This window comes from Benzoatithermus flavus (assembly GCF_037908215.1).
Lineage (GTDB): Bacteria > Pseudomonadota > Alphaproteobacteria > Geminicoccales > Geminicoccaceae > Benzoatithermus > Benzoatithermus flavus.
This window is the reverse complement of the sequence record NZ_JBBLZC010000003.1, coordinates 184,638-209,264: the sequence shown is the minus strand read 5'-3', so window position 1 is coordinate 209,264 and position 24,627 is coordinate 184,638. Positions and strand designations below refer to the sequence as shown.

The window sequence follows — 24,627 nt, the reverse complement described above, 5'->3', positions numbered from 1 at the left end:
CTCAAGGGCTGCAACCAAGCCTGCCACGCCCGCCGCCAGCGGGTCCCGGCGGGACGATCAGCCGAGAACGTCGTCCGCGAGCGGCTCCGACGCTGCAAACGGCCCGCCAGTCCCCACCACGAGCCGCCCGCCGATCCCTGCACGCTGCCCCGAGCCCTAATGGTCGTCGAAGCCGCCGAGGAGGTCTCGCAACCGGACAGGACGACGGGCAGGGCAAGCTCGTGTGCGGGCGGCGCTGGAGGCGGCAGGCCCTGATACCCCACGTAGCCGCAACTTTCCACGCGGTGACGACATGGCTCTAGGCCAAGAAGACGGAACGCAGCCAAGTCTCTGGAAGATATGGTGCCGCAGGAGAGACTCGAACTCCCGACCCGCGCATTACGAATGCGCTGCTCTACCGACTGAGCTACTGCGGCGCGCCAGCACCACCAGGATCGGTGGCGGGCTCGGGACTAGCCGATCCTGGGCGTGTCGTCAATGCTCTGCTCCCTGGCGGGGACGCACGGGGTTTCGTGTCGAGGTCCGAGAGCGGATGCTCCCAGCGGCGTTGCTGAAGCCCGCACCAGGAGCGTCCCCCAATGCCACATGCAGTAACGATTGCCAGCTTACCGGCTGCGTTCGAGATGATGAAGGCAATGCAGATCGAAGGGCTGGAGTGGAGCCAGGACTATCGCTCGGCAGCCGGTGAGGTGCCGTGCGACATCCTGGAAAGCCAGATGGCGCACTCGATCGACCGGCACCTGGAGCGGATGGCCCGGCGCGGCGCAGCCGGCCGGCGCAACGGCGGCTATCGCCGGCACCTGCTGAGCGAGCCGAGCGAGATCGAGCTGGCAGTGCCGCGCAGCCGCCACCAGCCGCTACCGGGTGCCGATGCCGGATGGCGTGGTACCGGCCGCAAGACCGGCGCCAGCGCCATCCGCCGCCCGGTGCTGAGAGCACCGCCGAATGGGAGCGCTTCCCGAGCGACCTGTTCCGCTGCGGTCTGACCGGCGACGACCCGGGGATGCTCTGCGTCGATGGCGGCTCGGGCCTGACCTTTTGACGGCACCTTCCCTGGCGCGGCCGCGGGGGCCTCGTCGTCCGGTGCCGCGGGAGATCGGCCCGCGATCGCGGGGATGCCACGTGCCTCCCGTTTCCTACTCCGCCGCCGCCCGCCCGTTCTCCACCGGCTCCTCCACGATCGCGTCGTGCGCCGCGATCGCGGCGAGGTTCAGCATGTCCGAGACGGTGGCGTTCATCGGCACGATGTGGACCGGCCGCGACAGGCCCACGAGCAAGGGACCGATCACCGTCCCGCCGCCGAGCTGCTGCAAAAGCTTCGAGGCGATGTTGGCCGAGTGCAGGGCCGGCATGATCAGCACGTTGGCCGGGCCCTTGAGGCGGCAGAACGGGTAGAGCGCCATGAGCTCGGGATCGAGCGCCACGTCGGCGCCCATCTCGCCGTCATACTCGAAGTCCACCTGCCGCCGGTCGAGCTCCGTCACCACGTCGCGGATGCGCGCGGCCTTGGAGACGGGCGGGTTGCCGAAGGTGGCGAAGGAGAGCAGCGCCACGCGCGGCGTGAAGCCCATCCGCTCCACCATCCGCGCCGCCTGGATCGCGATGTCGGCGAGCGTCTTGGTATCCGGCAATTCGTGCACGGTCGTGTCCGCGATGAACACGGTCCGGCCCTTCGCCACCATCATGGTCATGCCGAAGATCCGGCTGCCGGGCTTGGGGTCGATCACCCGGAGCACGTCCTCGAGCACGGTATGGTAGGCGCGCGTCAGGCCCGTGATCACCGCGTCCGCATGGCCGTGCGCCACCATGCAGGCCGCGAACACGTTGCGGTCCTGGTTCACGAGCCGCTGGCAGTCGCGGAACAGGAGCCCGTTGCGTTGCTGCCGGCGGTAGAGGAACTCGGCATAGAGCCGGTTGTGCTCGGAGACCCTGGCATTGTGGATCTCGACCCCGTCCAGCGTCTGCAGCCCCATGCCCTGCAGCGTCTGCCGGATCCGCTCCTCGCGGCCGATCAGGATCGGTGTACCGAGCCCGTCGTTGCGCCAGGCCAGCGCCGCGCTGATGCTCTTCTCCTCCTCGCCCTCGGCGAACACGACGCGCTTGGGCTGGGCCCGGACCCGCTCGATGATGAGCTGCATCCGGCTCGCCGTGGGATCGAGCCGGCTCCGGAGCATCTGGCGGTAGCGCTCGAAGCTCACGATCGGCTTTCTTGCCACGCCCGTGTCCATCGCCGCCTTCGCCACGGCCGGCGGCACGGCCGTGATCAGACGCGGGTCGAACGGGGTCGGGATCAGGTACTCGGGCCCGTAGCGCAGGCGTCTGCCCTTGTAGGCGGCGGCGACCGCATCCGGCACGTCCTCGCGCGCGAGCGCCGCGATGGCATAGGCCGCCGCGATCTTCATGGCGTCGTTGATGGTGGAGGCCCGCACGTCGAGGGCACCCCGGAAGATGTAGGGAAAGCCCAGGACGTTGTTGACCTGGTTCGGGTAGTCCGAGCGGCCGGTGGCGATGATCGCATCGGCCCGGATCGCCCGCGCCTCCTCGGGCGTGATCTCGGGATCGGGGTTGGCCATGGCGAAGATGATGGGCTTCTCGGCCATGGAGGCGATCATCTCGGGCGTGAAGGCGCCCTTGACCGAGAGGCCCATCACCACGTCGGCCCCGCGCATGGCATCGGCCAGCGTTCTGGCCTCGGTCGGCACGGCGTGTGCCGACTTCCACTGGTTCATGCCGGCCGTGCGGCCCTGATAGATGACACCCTGGGTATCGCACAGGATGACGTTCTCATGCGGCATCCCCATGGCCTTGATCAGCTCGACGCAGGCGATGCCGGCGGCACCGGCGCCGTTCACCACCATGCGCGTGCTCTGCAGCGAGCGGCCGGTGAGGTCGAGCGCGTTGATGAGCGCCGCCGCGGCGATGATCGCCGTGCCGTGCTGGTCGTCGTGGAACACCGGGATGTTCATGAGCTCGCGCAGGCGCTGCTCGATGACGAAGCACTCGGGCGCCTTGATGTCCTCGAGATTGATCCCGCCGAAGGTGGGCTCGAGCAGCCTGACACAGCTCACGAACGCGTCGACATCGGTCGTATCGACCTCGAGGTCGATGCCGTCGATGTCGGCGAAGCGCTTGAACAGGACGGCCTTGCCTTCCATCACGGGCTTGGAGCCGAGGGCTCCGAGATTACCCAGGCCCAGGACGGCGGTGCCGTTCGAGATCACCGCGACGAGATTGCCCTTGGCCGTGTAGTCGTAGGCCCGGTCGGGCTCCTTGTGGATCGCAAGGCAGGGCGCGGCGACGCCCGGCGAGTAGGCCAGCGACAGATCGCGGGCGGTCGCGAGCGGCTTTGTGGGCGTCACCTCGATCTTGCCGGGGCGGCCGCGCGCATGCAGCGCCAGCGCCTCCTCGCCCGTGACCGGTGCGTTCTGCGCCGCCGGCTCGATCCCGCCGAGCCCATCGTCCTGCCCGTCCATTCCGTCTCTCCCGACCCCGCCCGGCTGTCCGCCGTTCGTGCTGGCACGTTCTCGTTGGGGGCTGCTGTTGTAGGAGCCGTGCCGTGCCGGCCGCAAGCGCGACGCGAGCCTCTCGCTCCCGACTTGGCCGCGGCATGTTCGCATCATACCTGATGCTCGTGGATCACTTGCGATCACGTGGTGGGAAAGGATGCGATGAACCTGGTCCGCACCGGTCTCCTGCTCGCGGCCATGACCGCGCTGTTCCTGGTCGTGGGCTTCCTGCTCGGCGGGCGGGGCGGGCTCGTCGTGGCGCTGCTCTTCGCCCTCGCCACGAACCTCTTCGCCTGGTGGAACTCGGACCGCATGGTCCTGCGCATGCACGACGCCCGCTTGGTGACGCGGGCGAGCGCTCCCGAGCTCTACGGTCTCGTCGAGGAGCTGGCGCGGCGCGCCGGGCTGCCGACGCCGGCGGTCTACCTGATCGAGACCGACCAGCCCAACGCGTTCGCGACCGGTCGCGATCCGCGGCACAGCGCCGTCGCCGTCACGCGGGGCCTCCTCGAGAGCCTGGGCCGCGAGGAGCTCGCCGGCGTCATCGCGCACGAGCTCGGCCATATCAGGAACCGCGACACCCTCACCATGACGATCGCCGCCACGCTCGCGGGCGCGGTGGGCTTCCTCGCCAACTTCGCCTTCTTCTTCGGCGGCTCGCAGAACGACGAGCGCCCGAATCCGATCGCGGCGATCCTCATCATGATCCTGGCCCCGCTCGCCGCGACGCTGGTCCAGCTCGCCATCTCGCGCACCCGCGAATACTCGGCCGACCGGGCCGGGGCCGAGATCTGCGGCGACCCGCGCTGGCTCGCGAGCGCTCTCGCCCGTATCGAGCAGCTCGCGGCCGGCCGCATCATGCCGTCGGCCGAGCACAACCCGGCGAGCGCCCATCTCTTCATCGTCAACCCCTTGCGGATGGGTGGGATCGACGGCCTGTTCCGCACCCATCCCCCGACGGAGGAGCGGATCCGCCGGCTGCTGGCGCTGGAGCCGGGCGGCTTCGCCCCGGCCGCAGCCGTCGGCCCGATAGCCTCCCGGCCGCAGGTCCGCTACGGCAGCGTGCCCAGGGCGGGCGGCCGTCGGAGCCCGTGGAGGCGCTGAGCACCCTCGGCGCACTCAAAGGCGCATCGGCCCGCCATCGTCCATACCCATCATCCTCGCCCCGGTCGGCGGTCGAAGCGCTTCGGTACCAGCCGGCGCGGCCGGGGCCGATGCCGCTCGGGAAGGCGGGTCGATGGCCGAGATCGCCGCCGGTGGCGCGCCCGGGACGGAGCCGGCGGCAGGCCCTGGCATCTTTTCCTGCAGATCTTCCGGGATGCCTGCCGCGGGCGGCCTCGGCGCCAGCGCTTCGGCCTGCAGCCGTGTGTCGAGCAGGGCGCGCACGGCGGTGAAGTAGGCGAGATTGTCGCGGGTCTCCTCCTCGCCGAGGTCGATGCGGCTGAGACGCTCGGCCGTGGTCGTGTCGCCCATCAGGCCAAATGCCAGAGCGAGGTTCTGGCGCGTGCGTCGCGTGGAGCCGGTGCCGTCGGCGAGCGGCTTCAGGATCGCCAGCGCCTCGTCGAACCGGCCCTGCAGGACGAGCGACAGGCCGAGATTGTTCCGCAGCGGCACCGAGGCCGGCGCCACGGTGAGACCCTTGCGGTAGCTTTCGGCGGCGAGATCGTGCCGGCCCTCGAGATCGTAGGCGACGCCCAGTGCGTTGAGCGCGGAGGCATCGTCCGGCTGGCGCTCCAGAATGGCCCGCAGATGCTCGACTGCCATCTCCGGCCGGCGCTGCGCCATCATTGCGCGAGCATAGCCGTAGTGAGCAGCAGCGGCGGTGGAATCGATCGCGAGCGCCCGCTCGAACGCACGGCCGGCATCGAGCGGCCGGTCGAGCAGGAGGAGCGCCCGGCCGAGCCCCAGCGCCGCCGCGAGGTTGCGGCCGTCCGTCACGAGCGCCTGCTCGAAGAGCTGGGCCGCCGACGTGCTCTCTCCGGTCCGCAGCGCGGTCTCGCCGAGCCTGACCAGGCTCATGGCCCGCGAGGAGGCCGCCTCCGGCCCGCCGAGGCCGCCCGTGGTCGCAGGCAGGACCGGCCCGTTCGAGGTGGCGCAGCCCGACAATATCAGGGCCAGCGCCAGCACGATGAACCATCCGCCGTGACGCGCGCAGCAGCGCAGCTTGCTCATCCAAGGCTCCACGCGAACTCGCGTTGCCCGCACTATGGTGAGCAAGCGTTAGCATTCGATGAACGATGCCAGGACGGGTCAGAGCTCGGTGAGTTTGCCGAGGAGCACGCGGCGGCGGGCGCCCGTCACCTCGGGGAGGTTGGCCGGAATCCCGTCGACGCGGGCCGAGGCCAGGAGCGCGAAGGCGACGGCTTCCTTGAAGTCGGCCGAGAGTCCGCGACTGTCGCTGGTCACGACCGGAATCGGCGCCATGGCGGCGGCGAGCCGGCGCATGACTTCCGGGTTGCGCGCACCGCCGCCCGCGATCACGACCTCGGCTACCGGACAGCATTGCGCCACCCAGCGCGCGTACGAATCGGCGATCGCACGGGCGGTGAGCTCGGTCAGGGTCGCGAACAGATCGCACCAGTCGGCATCCGTGGCGGGCTGCCGTTCGGCGAGGAGCCGGTCGACGAAGGTGGCCCCGTACTGTTCGCGGCCGAACGAGCGCGGAGGCGGCTGCGAGAGGATCGGGTCGGCGAGAAGCCGGGCGAGCAGATCCGGATCGACCCGCCCGGCGGCGGCGAACCGGCCGTCACGGTCGCAGTCCATCGCCCCGCCGGTCCGACGGCGCGCGAGCTCGTCCAGAATCATGTTGCCGGGGCCGCAGTCGAAGCCCATGACCGGCGCTCGCGTCTCCTCGCGCGGCGGAACGGCCGAGAGGTTGGAGATGCCGCCGATATTGACCGCGAGCACGGCCTCGCGGGGGCGGGCGAGAAGCCAGCGGTCGACGATGGGCACCAGCGGCGCCCCGCAGCCGCCGACGGCGATGTCGTTCCGCCGGAAGTCGCTCACGACCGGGCAAAGCAGGCGTGCCGCGATGAACGCGGCCTCGCCGATCTGGAGCGTGGTGGCCCGGTGCTCGTGGTAGACGGTCTGGCCGTGGCTGCCGGCGAGATCGACCGTGACACCCAGCTCGTCGGCGAGCCCGGCCGCGGCCTCGGCGAAGGCCTCGCCCACGAGCCGGTCGAGGCGGGCCAGCTCCGCCGCATCGGCGAGGTGCGCCCGGCGCAGCCGCTCGGCCAGGGGCTCGGGCCAGGGCACGGTGCGGGCACCCAGGAGGGCCACCGAGCGGGGCTCGCCGCGCGGTATGCGGCAGATCGCGACGTCGATGCCGTCCATCGACGTGCCGCTCATCAGGCCGGCGACGATCCGCTCCGTCGTCATGCCGGCCTCACAGCGTGCCCGGGAAGGCGCCGCCGTCGATCAGGAGATTCTGCCCGGTGATGTAGCCGGCGTGGCGCGAGCAGATGAAAGCACAGAGCTGGCCGAACTCCTCGGGCTCGCCGAACCGGCCGGCCGGGATGGCGGTTCGCGCCGCGCGCGCGACCTCCTCGACGGGAACGCCGCGCTTCCTGGCGTTCGCGGCGAAATTGCTCATGAGCCGGTCGGTCGCGAACCGGCCCGGCAGGATGTTGTTGATCGTGACCCCCTTTCCCGCCACCGCGCGGGCGAGCCCGGCCACGAAGCCCGTGAGCCCGGCGCGAGCACCGTTGGAGAGGCCGAGTTCGGCAATCGGCGCCTTCACGGCGCTGGAGGTGATGTTGACGATCCGGCCGAAGCCACGCTCGCCCATGCCGTCGACCACCGCCTTGATCAGCTCGATCGGGGTCAGCATGTTGGCGCGGAGCGCTGCGATCCATTCCGCCTCGCCCCAGTCGCGAAAATCGCCGGGCGGCGGCCCGCCGGCGTTGTTGACCAGGATGTCGGGTGCGGGGCATGCGGCCAGCACCGCGGCCCGCCCTTCGGGTGTGGTGATGTCGGCCGCGACCGCCGTGACGCTCGCGCCGGTCGCCTGCCGGATCGCCGCCGCGGTCGCCTCCAGAGCCTCCTGCCCGCGCGCGTTGACGACGAGGTCCACGCCGTTCTCGGCCAGCGCCATGGCGCAGGCGCGGCCGAGACCCTTGCTCGCGGCGCAGACGATGGCCTTCCTGCCTTTGATGCCGAGATCCATCAACGGTTTCCCTGTTCGGTTTGCTGCTCGATCTGCTGCTGCTCGAGCTCCTCGAGGACGAGCCGTGCGAGCGGCATGGTGACGGGCCGGCGGGCGCGCAGCGAGGCGCGATCGAGCGCACGCACCACGGTCCGGGCGGCGGCGAAGGAGCGCTCGATCCGGTTGACGAGGAAGGCGACGACCTCGCCGTCGACCTTGAGCTGACGGTCGGCGAACTGCTTGACCAGGAGCGCTGCCAGAAGCTGGTCGTCGGGCGGCTCGATCCGGACGGTCCAGGCGGTGAGCAGGCGCGAGCGGAGGTCGGGAAGTGCCAAGCCCCAGGCCGCTACCGGTCGGCCGGCCGTGAGCAGGAGGCTGCCCCGCCGCTCGACAATGCGGTTGTAGAGATGGAACAGGAGCGCCTCGTCGGCGAGGTCCTCGGCCTCGTCGACGACGCAGGCGCGAGCGTCGCCCAAACGCCGGAGCGGCTCGGCCGGCTCCCAGAGCTCGCGGCCCTGCAGCACGACGGCGCCCGCGCGTTCGGCCCAGATCTTGGCGAGGTGGGTCTTGCCGCTGCCGGGCGGGCCCACGAGCAGGCAGGCCGGCGCCGGCCAAGCGGGCCAGCGCAGCACGGCGTCGAGCGCTGCCCGGTTCGACGGGGCCGGGAGGAAGTCGGCGAGCCCTTCGCCCACGGGATGCGGCAGGTCGAGCACGAGCTGGCGGCCGTCGGGCGCTCCCGCCGCGATGCTCGCGGGCGGGCGGGCGTCGAGGTCTGCCGGAACCGGGTCGGTCACGCGGGCGGCCGGTACGGGCTGGATCAGCGGGCCACCCGCGCCAGCGACCAGATGCGCGCGGCCGCATGGAGGTAGGCGAGCGCGGAAGCCACCACGAGCGCCGCCGTGCACATCAGGAGCGGGTGGAGCCATGCCCCCAAACCCGGCAGCACCGAGAGCTCGGCGAGCACGGCCCCGCCCAGCACGAGTTGGAAGAAGGTCGAGAGCTTGCCGATCAGCAGCGGCTCGACCCGGAACCGGCCGACGAGGAGGCGCAGGGCCAGGGTGCCCGAGACGATCAGAAGGTCGCGGCCGATCACGAGAAGCACGATCCAGGCCGGCAGATGGCCCTCGAGGACGAGGGTGAGGAGCAGAGCCGCCATCAGGAGCTTGTCGGCCAGAGGATCGAGGACGGCACCGAGCGGGGTCGGGCCGGTGATGCGCTTCGCCACGAAGCCGTCGGCGAAGTCGGTGAGCGCCGCCAGAAGGAACAGGAACGCCGCGTCGCGATAGGCCCCGCTCGCGGTGAGCAGCACGATCGGCGGCACGCAGAGCAGCCGCGCCAGGGTCAGGAGATTGGCGGCGTTCTGCGCGGCAGCGCTCATGGCGTAGCAGGCAAGGCGGGCGACGGCGCCGGATAGGCCGCCGGGCCGCCCGCTGGTCGCAAGTGCCATCCGTCGTTCTCCTGGGCCAACGAGAGCCCGATCCGCTCGACGGCCGCCGCGAGCTGCGGCAGATCCCCGGCATAGCCGATCGTCAGGCGCGCTTCGGTCTGCGCGAAGGCATCGACCTGCACGGAACGGATCTCGGGCAGACCGGTGAGCTGCCTTCTTATCTGCACCCAGCTCGCCAGATCGGCAAGCGGCAGCGCCGCCGAAAGCAGCGAAACCGGGCCTTTGCGCACGAGCGTCTGCCGCTTCCAGTCGTTCTCGACGGCGCCGATCACGCGATCCACCGCCCGCCCCAGAGCGGCCGGCTCGGTCTCGTTCGGCGCCACGTCGAGGGCGGCATCCAAGAGAGGCTTGCCCCAGGCATCGGCGCGCCGGACGCTGACGGTGATCCGGGTGAGCTTGCCCGTGTCGGGAGCACGCTCGAGCCTGGCGCTCGCCACCGCTACCGTCCCGCTGCCGTAGCGCGCCGCCAGCGCGTCGAGCGCCGCCTTGTCCCCGGCCGCGACCGCCGTTCCCGGCGCCGCCGAAATGTCGGCGAGATCGCCCAAAGGCAGGGCGAGCACGGTGACGGTAGCCCGGCTCACGCCTTCGTCCCAGGCCGCACGCCAGGGACCGTTCTCGACCCAGGCCGCGGGTGCGGCCTCGCCCGAGGCCTCGACCGGAACCACGAGGATCGGATCGGAGCGGCGGGTGACGAACGGGATGCCGGCACTCCGCAGCAGGCCTTGGACCTCGGCCGCGACGTAGCTGACGTTGAGGGTGGCGATGTAGCGGGTGGGCCCCAGCTTCTCCTGCGCGATCTCGAAGCTGTTGACGAACCGCTCGACCGGCAGCCGGTCGACCGGTGGCAGGGCGGCGTGATCGTCGGGCGAGGTCAGCCGGCGCATCAGCCGGACGAGCCCCTCGCGCTCGCCGCTGTCGATCGCGATCTGGCGTGCCGCCACGGCACTCGCGGCCGTGACATCGACCGGAATGCCCTGCACGCGGTAGAGGTCGGCCGCCCCGGCCGCTCCGGGCAGGGCGAGCCATGCCAGGAGAAGGAGCGCGGCGCTGCGCCACGTCCCAAGCCAGGCGGAAGCTTCGTTGCGCATTCCCGTCCCACTCTGTATGCCTTGTCGTCCTACGCCGACCGAAGCGGATAGCTGTCAACTAGCCACGCGCGCATGACGACACAAGGAACTCGCACCAGCGGCGGCCGCTATGCCGAGGCCGGCGTCGACATCGACGCCGGAGCCGACCTGGTCACGCATATCGAGCCCATGGCCAAGGCGACCCGCCGGGCCGGCTGGATGGGATCCATCGGCGGCTTCGGCGGCCTGTTCGACCTCGCGGCCTGCGGCTTCAAGGACCCGGTCCTGGTCGCCACCACCGACGGTGTCGGCACCAAGGTGCTGCTGGCGGCGGAGGCGGGCGCGCACCGAGCGGTGGGGATCGACCTCGTCGCCATGTGCGTCAACGATCTCGTCGTCCAGGGTGCCCAGCCTCTGTTCTTCCTGGACTATTTCGCGACTGGCCGCCTCGTGCCCGCGATGGCGGGCGAGGTGATCGCCGGCATCAGCGAGGGCTGCCGGCTCGCCGGCTGCGCTCTCATCGGCGGCGAGACCGCCGAGATGCCGGGACTCTACGGCCGGGGCGAGTTCGATCTCGCCGGCTTCGCGGTGGGCGCGGTCGAGCGCGACGCCATCCTGCCGCGCACGACCGAGATCCGGGCCGGCGACGTCGTCCTGGGTCTCGCCTCCTCGGGTGTGCACGCGAACGGCTTCTCGCTCGTGCGCTTGGTGCTCCGCGAACAGGGGCTGGGACTCGACGACCCCTGCCCTTGGGCGCCGGAGCAGCGCCTCGGCGATGCTCTCCTCGCCCCCACCCGGATCTACGTCAAAAGTTGCCTCGCCGGCATCGCGACCGGCGGGGTCAAAGCACTCGCGCACATCACGGGCGGTGGCCTCGTCGAGAATCCGCCGCGGGTCCTGGGCGAGGGGCAGGTGATGCGGCTCGACGTCGCCCGCTGGACCCTGCCGCCCATGTTCCGCTGGCTCGCCGAGGTCGGCCGGCTCGACGCGCTCGAGCTCCTGCGCACCTTTAACTGTGGCATCGGCATGGTGCTGGTAGTGGCTTCCGAGCAGGCGGAAGCGGTCCGCCGGGCCCTCGAAGGTGCGAACGAGACCGTCTACACCATCGGCACCATCGCGGAAGGCCGGGGCCGCCCGCACGTCGAATTCGAGAATCTCGAGGCCGCATGGTCCGCCGTCGCGTCGCGGTTCTGATCTCGGGCAGCGGCTCGAACCTGCAGGCGCTGATCGACGCCGGCACGCGGAGCGACTCGGCGGCCGAGATCGTGCTCGTCGTGAGCAACCGTGCCGATGCCTTCGGGCTCGTGCGAGCCGAGCGCGCCGGCATCCCCGCCGTCGTGGTCGATCATCGGCACCATCCGGACCGGGCCGCGTTCGAGGCCGCGATCATGGCGGAGCTCCACGCGGCGGAGGTGGAGATCGTGTGCCTCGCCGGGTTCATGCGCATCCTCACCCCGGGCTTCGTCGAGGCCTGGCGCGACCGGATGCTCAACATCCACCCCTCTCTCCTGCCCGCGTTCCGCGGCCTTCATACCCATGCGAGGGCGCTCGCCGCCGGTGTCCTCGTGCACGGCTGCACCGTCCATCTGGTCCGGCCCGAGCTCGACGACGGGCCGATCCTGGTCCAGGGCATCGTGCCCGTCCTGCCGGAGGACGACGAGGCCCGGCTCGCCGCGAGAGTACTCGAGCTCGAGCACCGCTGCTACCCGCTGGCGCTCCAGCTCCTGGCCTCGGGTGCCGTGCGCGTGGCGGGCGAGCGGGTCGAGGCGGCGGCACCCCGGCTCCTGCGGCACCCGCTCCTGAAGCAGAGCATGGAGGGCTGAGGAGCGTTGCGCCGGATTCCTGCCGCCGACTGGTTCCGGGTCCGCCGCGTCGGCGACGACGTGACCTGGATCGACGAGCCCTGGATCAGGGAGTTCTACCGCTGCAACATCTGGCACGTGCGGGGTCGGGACCGTGATCTCCTGATCGATTCGGGCTGGGGCGTCGTCTCCTTGCGCGAGCAGATCCCGCTCCTGACCGAAAAGCCGCTCGTGGCGGTCGCGAGCCATACCCACTTCGACCATATCGGCGGCCATCACGAGTTCGCCGAGCGCTGGGTGCACGCTGCCGAAGCCCTGCCGCTGGCACGGCCGGACCGGGTCAACACCCTGGTCGAACCCTATGTCACGGACGAGGTGTTCGAGGCGCTGCCGCCCGAGCCCTACCGCTCGGCCACCTACTGCCCGAAGGCGGCGCCGGCCACGCGGCTCCTCGAGGATGGCGACGTGGTCGATCTCGGCGACCGGATGTTCGAGGTGATCCACACGCCCGGCCATTCGCCGGGCGGTATCGCGCTGTTCGAGCGCAAGACCGGGATCCTGTTCTCGGGCGACATCGTCTACGACGGCGCTCTGGTCGAGGACTGCCCCGGCTCGGATGCCGAAGCCTATGTCGCGAGCATGCGCCGCCTCCTGACTCTGCCGGTGCGCGTGATGCACGGCGGGCATTTCCCGAGCTGCCCGGGCGAGCGCTTCCGTGCGCTGATCCGGAGCTGGCTGGAAGCGAAGGGGCTCGAGGCGTGACGATGCGGGGCGGCGACGAGGTCCTGGCCGGGCTCGCCTCGGACAACACCGCACCGGTGGCGCCGGCGATCATGGAGGCGCTGTTGCGGGCGAACCGGGAGCCCGTGCCGTCCTACGGCGCCGATCCGTGGACGCGTCGCCTGCAGGAGCGGTTCCGCGAGCTGTTCGAGACCGAGGTCGCGGTCTTTCCGGTCTCGACCGGAACCATCGCCAACGTGCTCGCCGTCTCGGCCCTTACCCCACCCTACGGCGCCATCCTCTGCCACGAGGCGAGCCACCTCGTGACGGACGAATCGACCGCACCCGAGCTGTTCACCGGGGGAGCGCGCCTCGTCGCCCTTCCGGGCGAGCGGGCCAAGCTCGCGGCCGCGACCGTGCGCGCGCGGCTCGCGGCTTGGCCGATCGACGACGTGCACGCGGCACAGCCCGCGGCCCTCGCGATCACCCAGGCGACCGAGCTGGGTGCCATCTACACGGTCGAGGAGGTCCGGGAGCTCGGTGCCGTGTGCCGGGACCACGGCCTCTCGCTCTTCATGGACGGTGCACGCTTCGCCAACGCCGTGGCCGAGCTCGGCTGCACGCCGGCCGAGCTCACCTGGCGGGCCGGGGTGAAGATCCTTTCGTTCGGCGCCACCAAGAACGGGGCCATGAACGCCGAGGCGATCGTGGTGTTCGATTCCGCGCTCGCGCGCGGCCTCGCCTATCGCGCCAAGCGGGCGGGCCAGCTCGCCTCCAAGATGCGCTATCTCTCGGCCCAGCTCCTCGCCTATGTCGAGGAGGACTTGTGGCTCGCGAACGCGCGCCACGCCAACGCCATGGCGCAGCTTCTGGCACGGGCGCTGGACGGGGTTCCGGGTGTCGAGGTCTGCGGGCCCGTGCAGGGCAACGAGGTCTTCGTGCGCATGGCGCCTGTGGTGCAGGAGCGGCTGCAGCGGCGCGGCTGGGCCTTCAACCCCTATCCCGTCTTCGGGCCGAGCGGCTGCCGGCTGGTGACGGCCTGGAGCACCGAGCCTGCCGAGATCGAGCGCTTCGCGGCGGATGCAGGGGATGCCGCGGCCTGAGAAGGACGCAGCTACGGGCTCAGGGAAGGCTCACGAGAAGCCACCTCGCCCGAACCGGATCCCCGGAACGTCACCGCCTTCGGTGAAAGCTCTCAGCATCGGCTCCAAGAGCGCTAAGGCTCTTCCCCTGCAGCCCCGACCGGCCCAGAGCTTCGCCGGGGACAGGCCGGCGCGCAGCCGCCGCTCATGGGAAACGCTCGGCGCTCCCCACGAGCGGCAGAGGCTCAACCGACGATCTCGATGCCGGCGAAGAAGAAGGCGATCTCGATCGCCGCGTTCTCGGGGCTGTCCGAGCCGTGGACCGAGTTGGCCTCGATGCTCTCGGCGAAGTCCTTGCGGATGGTGCCCGGTGCCGCGTTGGCAGGGTTGGTGGCGCCCATCACCTCGCGGTTCCTCGCCACCGCGTTCTCGCCCTCGAGCACCTGGACCACGACCGGGCCGCTGGTCATGAACTCGACGAGGGAGCCGAAGAACGGGCGCTCGCGGTGGACGGCGTAGAACGCTTCGGCCTGAGCGCGGGTGAGCCAGAGCCGCTTCTGGGCCACGATGCGCAGGCCCGCCTTCTCGAAGCGGTCGTTGATCGCACCGGTCAGGTTGCGGCGCGTGGCGTCGGGCTTGATGATCGAGAGGGTGCGCTCGATGGCCATGAGCTCTGTTCCAGATGTTGGCTGGGCGAAGATCGCGGGCCTTATAGCGACGCCGAGAGGGCCGGGAAAGGTGCGTCGGGCACGCAGCATCCTCGAGGCAGGCATATTCGGCATCACAAGAGGCCGTCATCGGATGTGGCCCCGTCCCTGCAGCAAGCGGCCCCACAGCCGTATCCCGGCTCGGCATGAGGCGGACGGGCCGCCTCGAGCGCCTAATCCGGCGGAGCACCGTCCTTCTCCGCCGCCTTGGTCCAGCCGCCGCGCGCGGTCTGCTGCCAGTAGACGCACTTGTGGCCCTGCGCCAGCGCCTCGCGCCAGCGCGTCCGCGCGCGTCCGACGGCGGCGGGATCGTTGCCGTCGAACAGAAGGAGACAGCGGGCGAAGCCGGCGAGGTCCGGGGCAGGCGCGTCCTCGACCAGGACGAGGAGGGAAGCGCCGTTCGGGTTGTCGATCTCGGCCGAGAGATAGATCGGCTGCCGCTCCGGCCAGCCGTCGGCGCGCGTGCCGTGCGGCAGGAAGGATTCCTTGGCGTAGGTCCACAAGGCCCGGTTGAGGAGCTCCACCCGCTCGGGATCGCCGACCCGGACGACGGCCCGCAGGCCGGCGGCATAGGCCTTCTCGAGGAGACGCGGCAGCGCCTCCTCGAGGGTACTCCGGGTGAGATGATAGAAGCCGACCTCGGTCAAGGGGCGGCCTTCACCGTGCCTCGAAGTAGCGGGCGACGAGGCGGTCGAGCAGCCGCACGCCGAAGCCCGTCGCTCCCTTGCCGGCCAAGGGCTGGTCGCGCGAGGTCCAGGCCATGGCGGCGATGTCGAGATGCGCCCAGGGCACGTCGCCCACGAACTGCTGCAGGAACACGGCTCCGGCGGTGCTGCCGGCCTCGCGGCCGCGACCCACGTTCTTGATGTCGGCGATGTCGGAGCGGATGTGTTTCTCGTAGGCTTTGCCGAGCGGCAGGCGCCACAAGAGCTCGCCCGTCTCCTCCGCCACCGTCTGGAGCTGCTGCGCCAGGCTCTCGTCGTTCGCGAACAGGCCCGCCTGCTCGTGGCCGAGCGCGACGATGACGGCGCCGGTGAGCGTGGCGAGGTCGATCATCGCCCTGGGCTTGAAACGCTCCTTCGTGTAGTGGAGCACGTCGGCGAGCAAGAGGCGGCCTTCGGCGTCGGTGTTGACGACCTCGATGGTCTTGCCGGCCATGCTGCGGATCACGTCGCCCGGACGCTGGGCGGTGCCCGAGGGCATGTTCTCGGCGAGGCCCACCACGCCCACGACGTTGGCCCTGGCCTTGCGGCCGGCCACGGCCAGCATGGCGCCGTAGACGGCGGCGGCCCCGGCCATGTCCCACTTCATCTCCTCCATGCCCTGCGCGGGCTTGATGGAAATGCCGCCCGTGTCGAAGCAGATGCCCTTGCCGACGAGGGCCAGCGGCGCCTCGCTGCCGCCACCCTGCCAGCGCATGACGGCGACGTAGGGCGGAAGCGCGCTGCCCTGGGCCACGGCGAGGAGCGCCCGCATGCCGAGCTCCTCGAGCGCGTCCCGAGCCAGGATCTCGACCTCGACGCCCATGTCGGCAAGGTCGGCGCAGGCTTCGGCGAAGGCCTTCGGGGTCAGCACGTTCGCGGGCTCGCTCACGAGGTCGCGCGCTCGGCACACCGCGTCGGCGACGGCGCGCACCGGCGCCAGCGCCGCCTCGCCCTCGGGCAGGAGGAGCCAGAGCCGTGCCGGCTCGCCCTCCTCCTCGTCGCCGCCTTCGGCGGCGGTGCGGTACTTCGTGAAACGGTAGGCGCGGAGCTGGGCGCCCAGCGCCATGGCCCCGATGGCTTCCACCGGCGAGAAGCCGAGCTCGAGCCCTTCGATCGAGGCGAGGTGCGCCTCGCGGACCTGCAGGCTCTTCAGCTTTTGAACGAGCTTGCCGCCGAGCTGCTCAAGGTCGAGCCGGCTCACCCCTTCGGGCTTGCCGACCACGAGCAGGAGCAGCCGCTCGAGCATGAGGCCGCTCGGCAGGAACAGGTCGATCACCCGGCCGTGCTTCTTCTCGCCCGCCGCCTCCAGCGCGCGGCGGATCAGGCCGCCGCTGGCGCCATCGAGGCCCGCCGCCGCGGCGCTCAGCGCCCCGTCGTGGCCCACCGGCACGATCACCGTGCCGCGTTCGGGCAGCCTGCCCGGCTCGACCTTGATCTCCATCATCCCGCCTCTTGCTCGCAGACGGCCGGCGGAACGAGCGCCGCCCCCGCCGGCGCATGACGTCGCTGTCCGCTCTCCCTGCGCTGTCACACGGCAGCTTGTCAACGTTGCGCCCACGGCATGGACGCTTCCGGCGGGGATCATTAGAACGGCCGGGTTGTCCAAAAAACGTGGTGCCAGACGGGTCGGGTGCATGGGTCGGAGAGGATCGCGGCCGGGTTCGAGCAGAGGCGTCGCGGCTCGGCTGCTGGCGGCCCTGGCCGTAGCGCTTCTGGGCAGCGTCGCCCCACAGCCCGTGCTCGCCCAGGCCTCTGCCGCCGCGCGGACGGGCAAGGAGCCCTTCGTCGTCACCGCCGACAAGCTGATCTACGACACCGACAAGAAGACGGTGACCGCGACCGGCGACGTCGAGATCAGCAGCGGCGAGCGGCGGCTGCTCGCGGATCAGGTCGTCTACGACCAGACCACCGGCAGGATGGTGGCGCGCGGCAACGTCGTCCTGATCGAGCCTTCGGGCGATGCGACCTTTGCCGACGAGGCCGAGGTCACAGGGGATCTGCGCGAAGGCATGGCGAAGAGCGTCGCCATGCTGATGAAGGACGAATCGCGCCTCGCGGCCGCCCAGGGCACCCGGCGCGAGGGCAGGATCGTCGAGCTCGAGAAGGCGGTCTACTCGCCCTGCCCCATCTGCAAGGATGGCACAGGCGGCCCTTTGTGGCAGATCAAGTCGCGGCGCGTGATCTATGATCAGGATGCGCAGACGGTCAGCTACCGCGACGCGCGGCTCGAGCTGTTCGGCCTGCCGTTCCTCTACACGCCCTATTTCCGTCACCCGGCACCGGGCGTGGAGCAGCAGTCGGGCTTTCTCACCCCCACCTTCGGCACGACCTCCGAGACCGGGCTCATCACGCAGGTTCCCTATTACTTCGCCCTGAGCCCGAGTGCCGACTTCACCTTCGCGCCGATCTTCACCCAGACTGCGGGCGTGGTGCTGGCGGGCGAGTATCGGCAGCAGCACCGGGACGGCTTCACCAGGCTCGCCGCGAGCGGCACCTATGCCGAGATGGCGGAGAGCGACCAGGAGACCGAGCAGGGCAAGGAGCTGCGCGGCCACGTCAAGGCCGACGGCGATTACGGCGCCACTCGGAACAGCCGCGCCGGCTACAACATCTTCCTGAGCTCGGACAAGACCTATCTCGACCGCTACAAGCTCAGCGATGAGGACGTCCTGCGCAACCGTGTCTACTTCGAGGGCTTCGAGGACCGCAACTTCTGGACGGTGGACGGCTACTACTTCCAGGGCCTGCGCACGTTCGACGACCAGGACCGGATCCCGGTAGCGCTACCTTACGCGCAGACCCGCCTGATCAGCCAGCCCTTGCGCTGGGGCTCGGTGCTGACGCTCGATTCGAGCGTGCTGGGCCTCACCCGCTCCAAGGGTCTCGACACGCGGCGCCTGTCGACGCGGTTCGGCTGGACGGTGCCGCACGTGGGCGCGATCGGCGACGTCTACCGGCTCGACCTCAGCCTGCGCGGCGACGCCTACAACACCGACGGCGACCCGCAGACGCTCGAGGCCGGCGGTGGCACCAACAGCACGGGCCGTGTCCTGCCGCGCGCCACCCTCGACTGGAGCTGGCCGCTCGCCGACATGACGGACGCGTGGGTGCACGAGGTCGAGCCCATGGTGAGCTTCACCATGGCCCCCGCCGACGCCAACAGCAGCGAGATCCCGAACGAGGACAGCCGGGTGTTCGAGCTGGACGAGACCAACCTGTTCGAGCCGAGCCGCTATCCCGGCCTCGACCGCTTTGATGGCGGCACCAAGGTCGCCTACGGCCTGCGCTTCAGCTCGCTGGGCCCTCGCGCCACCGAGCTCAGCGGCGTGTTCGGCCAGAGCTATGCCTTCTCCGGCGGCACGGACCTCAGCGACCAGGCGGGCGTGGGCGACGGCTTCTCGGACTATGTCGGCGGCTTGTACGTGCGGCCGAGCCCGCTGCTCGACCTCAGCTACCGCTTCCGGCTCGCCAAGGACGAGTTGCGCTTCCATCGGAGCGAGGCGCTGGCGGCGCTGGGGCCCGCCTTCCTGCGGTTCAACGTCGGTTACGTCAACCTCTCGAAGGAGCCCGGCACGGTCACGAGCGGCGGCGAGATCGGCACGGTGTCGCGCGAGGAGCTCGTCCTCGGCGCTCGCGCCCAGCTCACGCCGCGGATCGCGATCGGCGCCCAGACGCGCCAGGACCTGAGCGCGCACCAGACCGTGGCCAACCAGCTCGGTCTCCTCTATACGCATCCGTGCCTTGTGCTGGCAGCCGGTTTCGAGCAACGCTTCACGCCCGATGCCAAGCTGGGCAACGAGACCGTCTTCCTGGTCCGGATCGCGTTCGAGAATCTCGGCGCGATCGAGGCGGGCGGCGGCCTGTTCGGGTCGCAGCAGTAAGAGGGGTCGCCGACTTTGCCGTTTCTTCGTCTGGCCATCCGTTGGGTCGTGGCCGTGCTGGTTCTCGCCGGATCTTCCGGCACAGCGACCGATGCCGTGGCGCAGGCCACGCCGCAGCGCATCGCCGCCGTCGTGAACGACGACATCGTCACCGTCCAGGACCTCGCCGACCGGCTCGATCTGGCGCTCGTCACGAGCGGCCTGCCGAATCAGCCCGAGGCGCGGCGCAGCCTGGCGCCGCAGGTGCTGCGCGGCGTCATCGACGAGAAGCTCGAGCTCCAGGAAGCGAAGCGGCTCGGGCTCGACGTGACCGAGGCCGAGATCGACCAGGCCATGGACACGATCGCGGCGCGCAACAACACCACCCGCGCCGATCTCGTCCGCTATCTCACCGCGCACAACATCAAGCCCGCCACGCTGCGCAGCCAGCTCAAGGCGCAGATCGCCTGGATCAAGGTGATCGCGCGCGAGGTGCGGCCGCGCATCGTCGTGACCCAGGAGCAGATCGACCTGGCGCTCAAGCGCGGCGCTTCCGGCAACGGCGACACCGAGCTCCTGCTCTCGGAGATCCTGCTGCCGATCTACGATCGCGCCCAGGAAGGGGCCGTGCTCGACGATGCGCGCCGGCTGGTGGCGACGATCAGAAGCGGAGGCGACTTCGCGGCGCTCGCCCGCCAGGTCTCGGTCGCGGCGAGTGCCGAGAACGGCGGCGATCTCGGCTGGGTGCGCGCCTCCTCGGTGCTGCCGGATCTGCGCGACAAGGTCATGGCCCTTCAGCCGGGCCAGGTATCCGATCCGGTCGTGAGCCCGGCGGGTGTGCACATCTTCCAGCTCCGCGACCGGCGCAACCGGGCGGCCAACGCTGCCGTCGACCCGGACAAGGTGCGCCAGACGCTCGAGCAGGAGCAGCTCGAGCGCCAGGCCAACCGTTACCTGCGCGACCTCCGCAAGGACGCCTTCATCGACATCCGGCTCTGACGGCGGGCCGGGGTGCGGACGGGCCGAGCCGGTATGACCGACGATTCCAGCGCACCTCTGCCGAAGCTCGGCGAGCAGCTCCGCCAGCGCGGCTTGTGGGCCGACAAGCGGCTCGGCCAGCACTTCCTGCTCGATCCGGGCATCCTGCGGCGGATCGCGGCCGCCGCGGGCGCGCTCGAAGGTATGACCGTCCTCGAGGTCGGACCGGGACCGGGCGGGCTCACGCGCGCCCTCCTCGAGGCCGGTGCCGCGCGCGTGGTCGCGGTCGAGCGCGACCCTCGCTTCGTCCGGCACCTGCGCGAGCTCGAGGAGCATGCCGGCGGAAGGCTCACCCTCGTCGAGGGCGACGCGCTCGCGTTCGATCCCTGCAGCGTCGCCGACGGCGCCCCGATCCGGATCGTTGCCAACCTGCCCTACAACGTGGCGACACCCCTCGTCTTTCTCTGGTTCGAGCACCTCGCCTGCATCGAGCGGATGGTGCTCATGTTCCAGAAGGAGGTGGCGCTGCGCCTGGTAGCGGCACCCGGCAGCGCCGATTACGGCAGGCTCGCGGTGATGGCGCAGCTCTTGTGCCGGGTCGAGCGCCTGTTCGACCTGCCGCCTGCCGCCTTCACGCCGCCGCCCAAGGTGAGCTCGAGCGTGGTCCGGCTCACCCCTCGCCCGGATCAGCCGTCCCCGGCGCTACGCAAGGCGCTCGGCACCGTTACCCGGATGGCCTTCGGCCAGCGCCGCAAGATGCTGCGGGCGAGCCTGAAGGCGCTCGGCGGGGATCCCTCGAGGCTTCTGGAGGCGGCCGGAGTCGAGCCCACCCGCCGTGCGGAGGAGCTGGACGTCGCGACCTTCCGTCGGCTCGCGGAGCTGCATCTCGCCGCCACGACACCCCGGGCCTAAAGCCGCGCCAGCTCGCTCCAGTGCCAGAGCTCGACATTGTTGGTGGCCGCGAGCTCGATGGCACTCGCGGTGAAGCGCTGGTTCGAGACCACCGCGGCCCGGTTGCACAGGTGATGCGAGCGCGCCGCCACCACCTCCTGCACGGCGTAGTTGCCGACCGGGCGGCTCAGGAGCTTGCACTGGACGACGAGCCGGTCGCCGCCGCGCTCGGCGATGAGATCGGCCCCCTGGTCGCGCGATGCTCCCGTCAGCATCACCTGCCAGCCGGCGCGCTTGAGCTCGTCGGCGCAGAACAGCTCGAACTCGGCGCCGGTCTTGACCCGATCGAAGCGCATCTCGGCGGCGGCGTCCGCCTGACGGGCCTCGACCGCCGCCTCGAGCCGCGCCGTGAAGTCGGCGAGCCGTTCCTGGATCCGCTCGACATCGGCCGGCGGCAAGGACTGGAATATCACCTTGTCGAAGAAGTAGCGGATCTCCTTCTCCCAGCGGCTGCGGTCGACGACACCGTAGTCGTCGACACGCACGAGCTGGCGGCGCTTGCGCACGAGCACCGGCAGATGCTCGCCCACGAGCGCATCGAAGCGGTGGCGGGTGCGGCTCAGCGAGCGCTCGCGCAGGATGCCCCACAGCGTCAGCACGACGAGGACGGCAGCGACGGCAGCGGCAGCCTCGATCAAGATCGGCTTCCCAACATGTCGGCAGACAGAAAGAATGGCAGGATTTCGTGCTACGACAATAGTTTGCCGACATTAGCTCCCTTGGCGTCACAATTCCACCGGCTTTCCGGCACCCCTAGGACAGAAGGCCCGGGACGCTGGTCGCGATCATGGCCACGACGCCCAGCGCCGTCACGGCGACGGCAACCCAGCCGCCGAGCCGAAGGCCCTTGGGGATCGCGAGCTCGCCCATGACCTCGGGATGGGCGGCCAGCTTCAGCATCATCGCCAGCACCGGAACGGCGACGACGCCGTTGAGGACGGCGCTCCAGTAGAGGGCCCGGATCGGGTCGAGACCGGTGAAGTTCAAGGCGGCACCGATCAGCGTGGCGACGGCGACGGTACCGTAGAACGCCTTGGCCTCGAGCGGCTGCCGGGCGAGGCCCACCGGCCAGCGTCTCGCCTCGCCGATGGCATAGGCCACCGAGCCCGCGAGCACCGGGATGGCGAGGAGGCCCGTACCGATGATCCCGGCGGCGAACACGGCGAACGCGAGCGGCCCCGCTACGGGGCGAAGTGCCTCGGCCGCCTCGAGCGAGGTGGCGATCCCGGTCCTGCCCTCGGCGTGGAGCGTCGCCGCGGTCGTGATCATGATGGCGAGGCCCACGAGGCTCGCCACGGCCATGCCGGCATAAGTGTCGAGCCGGATCCGCTCGATGGCGCGCGGCGCCTGCTCCGGCGCTTCGACCAAAGGCTCGCGCAGAGGCTTCACCCGCTGGTCCTCGGCCTCCTGCGAGGCCTGCCAGAAATAGAGATAGGGGCTCAGCGCCACGCCGAAGATCGCGACGATGCTGGCAAGATAATCGCCGTCGAAGGCGAGCGGCGGCAGTACGATGCTCCGGGCGACTTCCCCCCAAGGGACGTTCACGAGCAGGACCGATGCCACGTAGGCCAGAAGCGAGAGGGTGGTCCATTTCAGGACGGCGACGTAGCGGGTGTACTGCATGAACACCTGGGTCACCACGCAGACGGTCCCGATCAGGAGCACGTAGGGCAGGCGCGGCCCGCCGATCAGGAGCCTGAGCGCGTCCGCCATGACGCTGAGATCGGCTGCGATCGCGACGATGTTGGCGGGCAGCAGCAGCCCGACGCAGACGTGAAGGAGCCAGGCCGGCTGGTAGCGGCGGATGTTGCCGGCAAGCCCGCGCCCGGTCGTGCGGCCGACGCGGGCGCTGATCACCTGCACCACGACCATGAGCGGGTAGACCAGCAGGACGACCCAGCACAGGCCGTAGCCGAAGCGCGCTCCGGCCTGGGCATAGGTGGCGATCGCGGTGGGATCGTCGTTGGCGGCACCGCTGATCAAGCCAGGGCCCAGCACCGCGAGTAGGCGCGGCTTGCTCGGGCCCACGACCGGGCTGCGTCCGGCTCTCGCCCGGTCCATGGCTCGCATGTTCTCCCCGGACACCCCGTCCCTCCTCGACCAGTGTGACGCCGGTCGTGAACGGCGGGACCGAGATGCGCGTTCCTTGCGCCCGCTCAGCCGCCGAGGCTGCGGAACTGCTCGACGAACTCGCCCAGGCCCGGCTGACGGCGCCGGCGCAGCCGCTCGGCGGTGAGGATCGCGCGCACGGCCTGCACGCTGGCATCGAAGTCCTTGTTGACGAGGACGTAGTCGTACTCGGGCCAGTGGGTGACGTCGGAGGTCACCTGCGCCAGGCGGTAGCGGACCGTTTCCTCGGAATCCTGGGCCCGGACGCGCAGGCGGCGCTCGAGCTCCTCGAGGGACGGCGGCAGGATGAAGAGACCCACCATGTCCTCGGCCGCGGCGCTGCGGAGCTGCTGGGCGCCCTGCCAGTCGATGTCGAACAGCACGTCACGACCCGAGGCCAGCGCCGCCTCGACGGCCCGTCTGGGCGTGCCGTAGCAGTAGCCATAGACACGCGCGTGCTCGAGGAGCTCGCCGTCCCGGACCATGGCGTCGAAGCGTGCCTGGTCGATGAAGAAATAGTGCACGCCGTCGATCTCGCCCGGCCGCTGCGGGCGCGTCGTCACCGAGATCGACAGCGTGAGCTCGGGCTCGAGCTCCAGCACGCGGCGGGAGATCGAGGTCTTGCCAGCGCCCGAAGGCGAGGACATGACGAGCATCAATCCCCGCCGCCGGCCGGGGTCGGGCATCACCGCATCGAGCATCGAGGGCCACACTCCCATGAGGACACCACCAGCCACGGGCACGGGCCGGGGCATCGCCTGCCCGCTTCTAGTCCGATGACTTCCTCGAACCAAGCCCGGGCGAAACCCGAGCACGTTCTGATCACGGGCGCGAGCAGCGGGATCGGCGCCGCGCTCGCGCGCGCTTATGCCGGGCCGGGCATGCGGCTGGCACTGTTCGGCCGCGACGAGGACAGGACGCGCGCCGTGGCCGAGGCGTGCCGCGCCAAGGGTGCGCTCGTCGCGGCGATCCTGGTGAATGTGACCGACCGGGAGACGATGGCGCAGGCCGTGACACTCGTCGACGACGCGCACCCGCTCGATCTCGTGATCGCCAACGCCGGCATCGCCGGCACCATGCTGCAGAGCGGCGACGGCACCGCGCATCTGTTCGCGGTCAACGTCATGGGTGTCGTCCACACCGTGGAGCCGCTTCTGCCCCGCCTCGTGCAGCGTGGACGTGGCCAGGTGGCGCTGATGAGCTCGCTCGCCTCGTTCGTGGCCCGCCCCGGTGCCGCGGCCTACTGCGCCAGCAAGGCGGCGGTGCGGATCTGGGGCGAGGGTCTGCGCGAGCGGCTCCTGCCGCATGGGGTCGAGGTCAGCGTGATCTGCCCGGGCTTCGTCGACACGCCGCTCACCCGCAAAAATCCGTTCCCGATGCCGATGCTGATGACAGCCGAGGCGGCGGCGGCGCTGATCAAGGACCGGCTCGCCCGCGGCGATGCCCGGATCGCCTTTCCCAAGCCGGTCTACTGGGGTGCGCGCCTCGCCGGGCTCCTGCCGGCTTCGCTGCAGCAGCGCCTGAGCGGCCACTGGCCGGGGAAGGAATGA

The 24,627-nt window shown here is 70.6% G+C and carries 23 protein-coding genes and 1 tRNA gene; 10 read left to right on the top strand and 14 right to left on the bottom strand.

From position 1 onward, the window contains the following. Positions 1-340 precede the first annotated feature (340 nt). Positions 341-416, bottom strand: a tRNA-Thr gene (locus U1T56_RS04835). Positions 417-635: 219 nt separating this feature from the next. Between U1T56_RS04835 and U1T56_RS04830 the strand changes: the two genes are divergently transcribed. Beyond that, positions 636-986: a hypothetical protein gene (locus tag U1T56_RS04830; protein ID WP_418158308.1), complete on the top strand. Its 351-nt coding sequence runs from the start codon at positions 636-638 to the stop codon at positions 984-986. Positions 987-1,136: 150 nt separating this feature from the next. Here the strand turns inward: U1T56_RS04830 and U1T56_RS04825 are convergent, their stop codons facing one another. Beyond that, positions 1,137-3,473: an NADP-dependent malic enzyme gene (locus U1T56_RS04825; RefSeq protein WP_418158307.1), complete on the bottom strand. Its 2,337-nt coding sequence runs from the start codon at positions 3,471-3,473 to the stop codon at positions 1,137-1,139. A gap of 195 nt (positions 3,474-3,668) precedes the next feature. Between U1T56_RS04825 and htpX the strand changes: the two genes are divergently transcribed. Then, the gene (gene htpX / locus U1T56_RS04820) at positions 3,669-4,610 is read left to right on the top strand and encodes a zinc metalloprotease HtpX (RefSeq protein ID WP_418158306.1); all 942 of its coding nucleotides are present in this window, start codon (positions 3,669-3,671) and stop codon (positions 4,608-4,610) included. A gap of 15 nt (positions 4,611-4,625) precedes the next feature. Here the strand turns inward: htpX and U1T56_RS04815 are convergent, their stop codons facing one another. The 6 genes from U1T56_RS04815 to U1T56_RS04790 all read right to left on the bottom strand — a co-directional run bounded on the left by U1T56_RS04815 (position 4,626) and on the right by U1T56_RS04790 (position 10,185). After that, the gene (locus U1T56_RS04815) at positions 4,626-5,678 is read right to left on the bottom strand and encodes a tetratricopeptide repeat protein (protein WP_418158305.1); all 1,053 of its coding nucleotides are present in this window, start codon (positions 5,676-5,678) and stop codon (positions 4,626-4,628) included. 78 nt (positions 5,679-5,756) lie between these two features. After that, the gene (locus U1T56_RS04810; RefSeq protein WP_418158304.1) at positions 5,757-6,884 is read right to left on the bottom strand and encodes an anhydro-N-acetylmuramic acid kinase; all 1,128 of its coding nucleotides are present in this window, start codon (positions 6,882-6,884) and stop codon (positions 5,757-5,759) included. Positions 6,885-6,891: 7 nt separating this feature from the next. Continuing rightward, the gene (locus tag U1T56_RS04805) at positions 6,892-7,671 is read right to left on the bottom strand and encodes an SDR family oxidoreductase (RefSeq protein WP_418158303.1); all 780 of its coding nucleotides are present in this window, start codon (positions 7,669-7,671) and stop codon (positions 6,892-6,894) included. Next, positions 7,671-8,444, bottom strand: a complete 774-nt coding sequence (locus U1T56_RS04800) for an HdaA/DnaA family protein (RefSeq protein WP_418158302.1) — start codon at positions 8,442-8,444, stop codon at positions 7,671-7,673. The genes U1T56_RS04805 and U1T56_RS04800 overlap by 1 nt, the downstream gene beginning before the upstream one ends. Positions 8,445-8,467: 23 nt before the next feature. Further along, positions 8,468-9,097, bottom strand: coding sequence for a CDP-alcohol phosphatidyltransferase family protein (locus U1T56_RS04795; protein ID WP_418158301.1), 630 nt, complete (start codon positions 9,095-9,097; stop codon positions 8,468-8,470). Then, positions 9,025-10,185, bottom strand: a complete 1,161-nt coding sequence (locus U1T56_RS04790; RefSeq protein ID WP_418158300.1) for a DUF2066 domain-containing protein — start codon at positions 10,183-10,185, stop codon at positions 9,025-9,027. Before U1T56_RS04790 ends, U1T56_RS04795 begins: the two co-directional genes overlap by 73 nt. Before the next feature lie 72 nt (positions 10,186-10,257). Here U1T56_RS04790 and purM point away from each other — a divergent pair, with 72 nt between their 5' ends. The 4 genes from purM to U1T56_RS04770 are packed head-to-tail and all read left to right on the top strand — an operon-like array spanning position 10,258 to position 13,789. Then, positions 10,258-11,358, top strand: a complete 1,101-nt coding sequence (gene purM / locus U1T56_RS04785; protein ID WP_418158299.1) for a phosphoribosylformylglycinamidine cyclo-ligase — start codon at positions 10,258-10,260, stop codon at positions 11,356-11,358. Beyond that, complete coding sequence (gene purN / locus U1T56_RS04780; protein ID WP_418158298.1) at positions 11,331-11,987, top strand: phosphoribosylglycinamide formyltransferase; 657 nt, start codon at positions 11,331-11,333, stop codon at positions 11,985-11,987. The genes purM and purN overlap by 28 nt, the downstream gene beginning before the upstream one ends. A gap of 6 nt (positions 11,988-11,993) precedes the next feature. Next, the gene (locus tag U1T56_RS04775; RefSeq protein ID WP_418158297.1) at positions 11,994-12,728 is read left to right on the top strand and encodes an MBL fold metallo-hydrolase; all 735 of its coding nucleotides are present in this window, start codon (positions 11,994-11,996) and stop codon (positions 12,726-12,728) included. A gap of 2 nt (positions 12,729-12,730) precedes the next feature. Continuing rightward, the gene (locus U1T56_RS04770) at positions 12,731-13,789 is read left to right on the top strand and encodes a threonine aldolase family protein (RefSeq protein ID WP_418158366.1); all 1,059 of its coding nucleotides are present in this window, start codon (positions 12,731-12,733) and stop codon (positions 13,787-13,789) included. A 224-nt stretch (positions 13,790-14,013) separates the two neighbouring features. Here U1T56_RS04770 and ndk read toward each other — a convergent pair whose 3' ends face one another. The 3 genes from ndk to U1T56_RS04755 all read right to left on the bottom strand — a co-directional run bounded on the left by ndk (position 14,014) and on the right by U1T56_RS04755 (position 16,623). Further along, on the bottom strand, positions 14,014-14,436 hold the full coding sequence (gene ndk / locus U1T56_RS04765; protein WP_418158296.1) for a nucleoside-diphosphate kinase: 423 nt from the start codon (positions 14,434-14,436) through the stop codon (positions 14,014-14,016). Positions 14,437-14,648: 212 nt separating this feature from the next. Further along, the gene (locus U1T56_RS04760) at positions 14,649-15,122 is read right to left on the bottom strand and encodes a DNA polymerase III subunit chi (protein ID WP_418158295.1); all 474 of its coding nucleotides are present in this window, start codon (positions 15,120-15,122) and stop codon (positions 14,649-14,651) included. A 10-nt stretch (positions 15,123-15,132) separates the two neighbouring features. Further along, positions 15,133-16,623: a leucyl aminopeptidase gene (locus U1T56_RS04755; protein WP_418158294.1), complete on the bottom strand. Its 1,491-nt coding sequence runs from the start codon at positions 16,621-16,623 to the stop codon at positions 15,133-15,135. A gap of 190 nt (positions 16,624-16,813) precedes the next feature. Between U1T56_RS04755 and U1T56_RS04750 the strand changes: the two genes are divergently transcribed. Genes U1T56_RS04750 through rsmA form a run of 3 tightly spaced genes read left to right on the top strand, consistent with a single transcriptional unit; the run spans position 16,814 to position 20,929 of the window. After that, positions 16,814-19,060, top strand: coding sequence for an LPS-assembly protein LptD (locus tag U1T56_RS04750; RefSeq protein ID WP_418158293.1), 2,247 nt, complete (start codon positions 16,814-16,816; stop codon positions 19,058-19,060). Positions 19,061-19,075: 15 nt separating this feature from the next. Further along, the gene (locus tag U1T56_RS04745) at positions 19,076-20,038 is read left to right on the top strand and encodes a peptidylprolyl isomerase (protein WP_418158292.1); all 963 of its coding nucleotides are present in this window, start codon (positions 19,076-19,078) and stop codon (positions 20,036-20,038) included. Positions 20,039-20,071: 33 nt separating this feature from the next. Next, on the top strand, positions 20,072-20,929 hold the full coding sequence (gene rsmA / locus U1T56_RS04740; RefSeq protein WP_418158291.1) for a 16S rRNA (adenine(1518)-N(6)/adenine(1519)-N(6))-dimethyltransferase RsmA: 858 nt from the start codon (positions 20,072-20,074) through the stop codon (positions 20,927-20,929). Here rsmA and U1T56_RS04735 read toward each other — a convergent pair. The 3 genes from U1T56_RS04735 to gmk form a co-directional block, all read right to left on the bottom strand. After that, positions 20,926-21,606, bottom strand: a complete 681-nt coding sequence (locus U1T56_RS04735) for a restriction endonuclease (RefSeq protein ID WP_418158290.1) — start codon at positions 21,604-21,606, stop codon at positions 20,926-20,928. The two genes, rsmA and U1T56_RS04735, sit on opposite strands and share 4 nt — an antisense overlap. Positions 21,607-21,721: 115 nt before the next feature. Next, positions 21,722-23,029, bottom strand: coding sequence for an Nramp family divalent metal transporter (locus tag U1T56_RS04730; protein ID WP_418158289.1), 1,308 nt, complete (start codon positions 23,027-23,029; stop codon positions 21,722-21,724). 95 nt (positions 23,030-23,124) lie between these two features. After that, on the bottom strand, positions 23,125-23,778 hold the full coding sequence (gmk, locus tag U1T56_RS04725; RefSeq protein WP_418158365.1) for a guanylate kinase: 654 nt from the start codon (positions 23,776-23,778) through the stop codon (positions 23,125-23,127). A 75-nt stretch (positions 23,779-23,853) separates the two neighbouring features. Between gmk and U1T56_RS04720 the strand changes: the two genes are divergently transcribed. Continuing rightward, positions 23,854-24,627, top strand: a complete 774-nt coding sequence (locus U1T56_RS04720) for an SDR family NAD(P)-dependent oxidoreductase (RefSeq protein WP_418158288.1) — start codon at positions 23,854-23,856, stop codon at positions 24,625-24,627.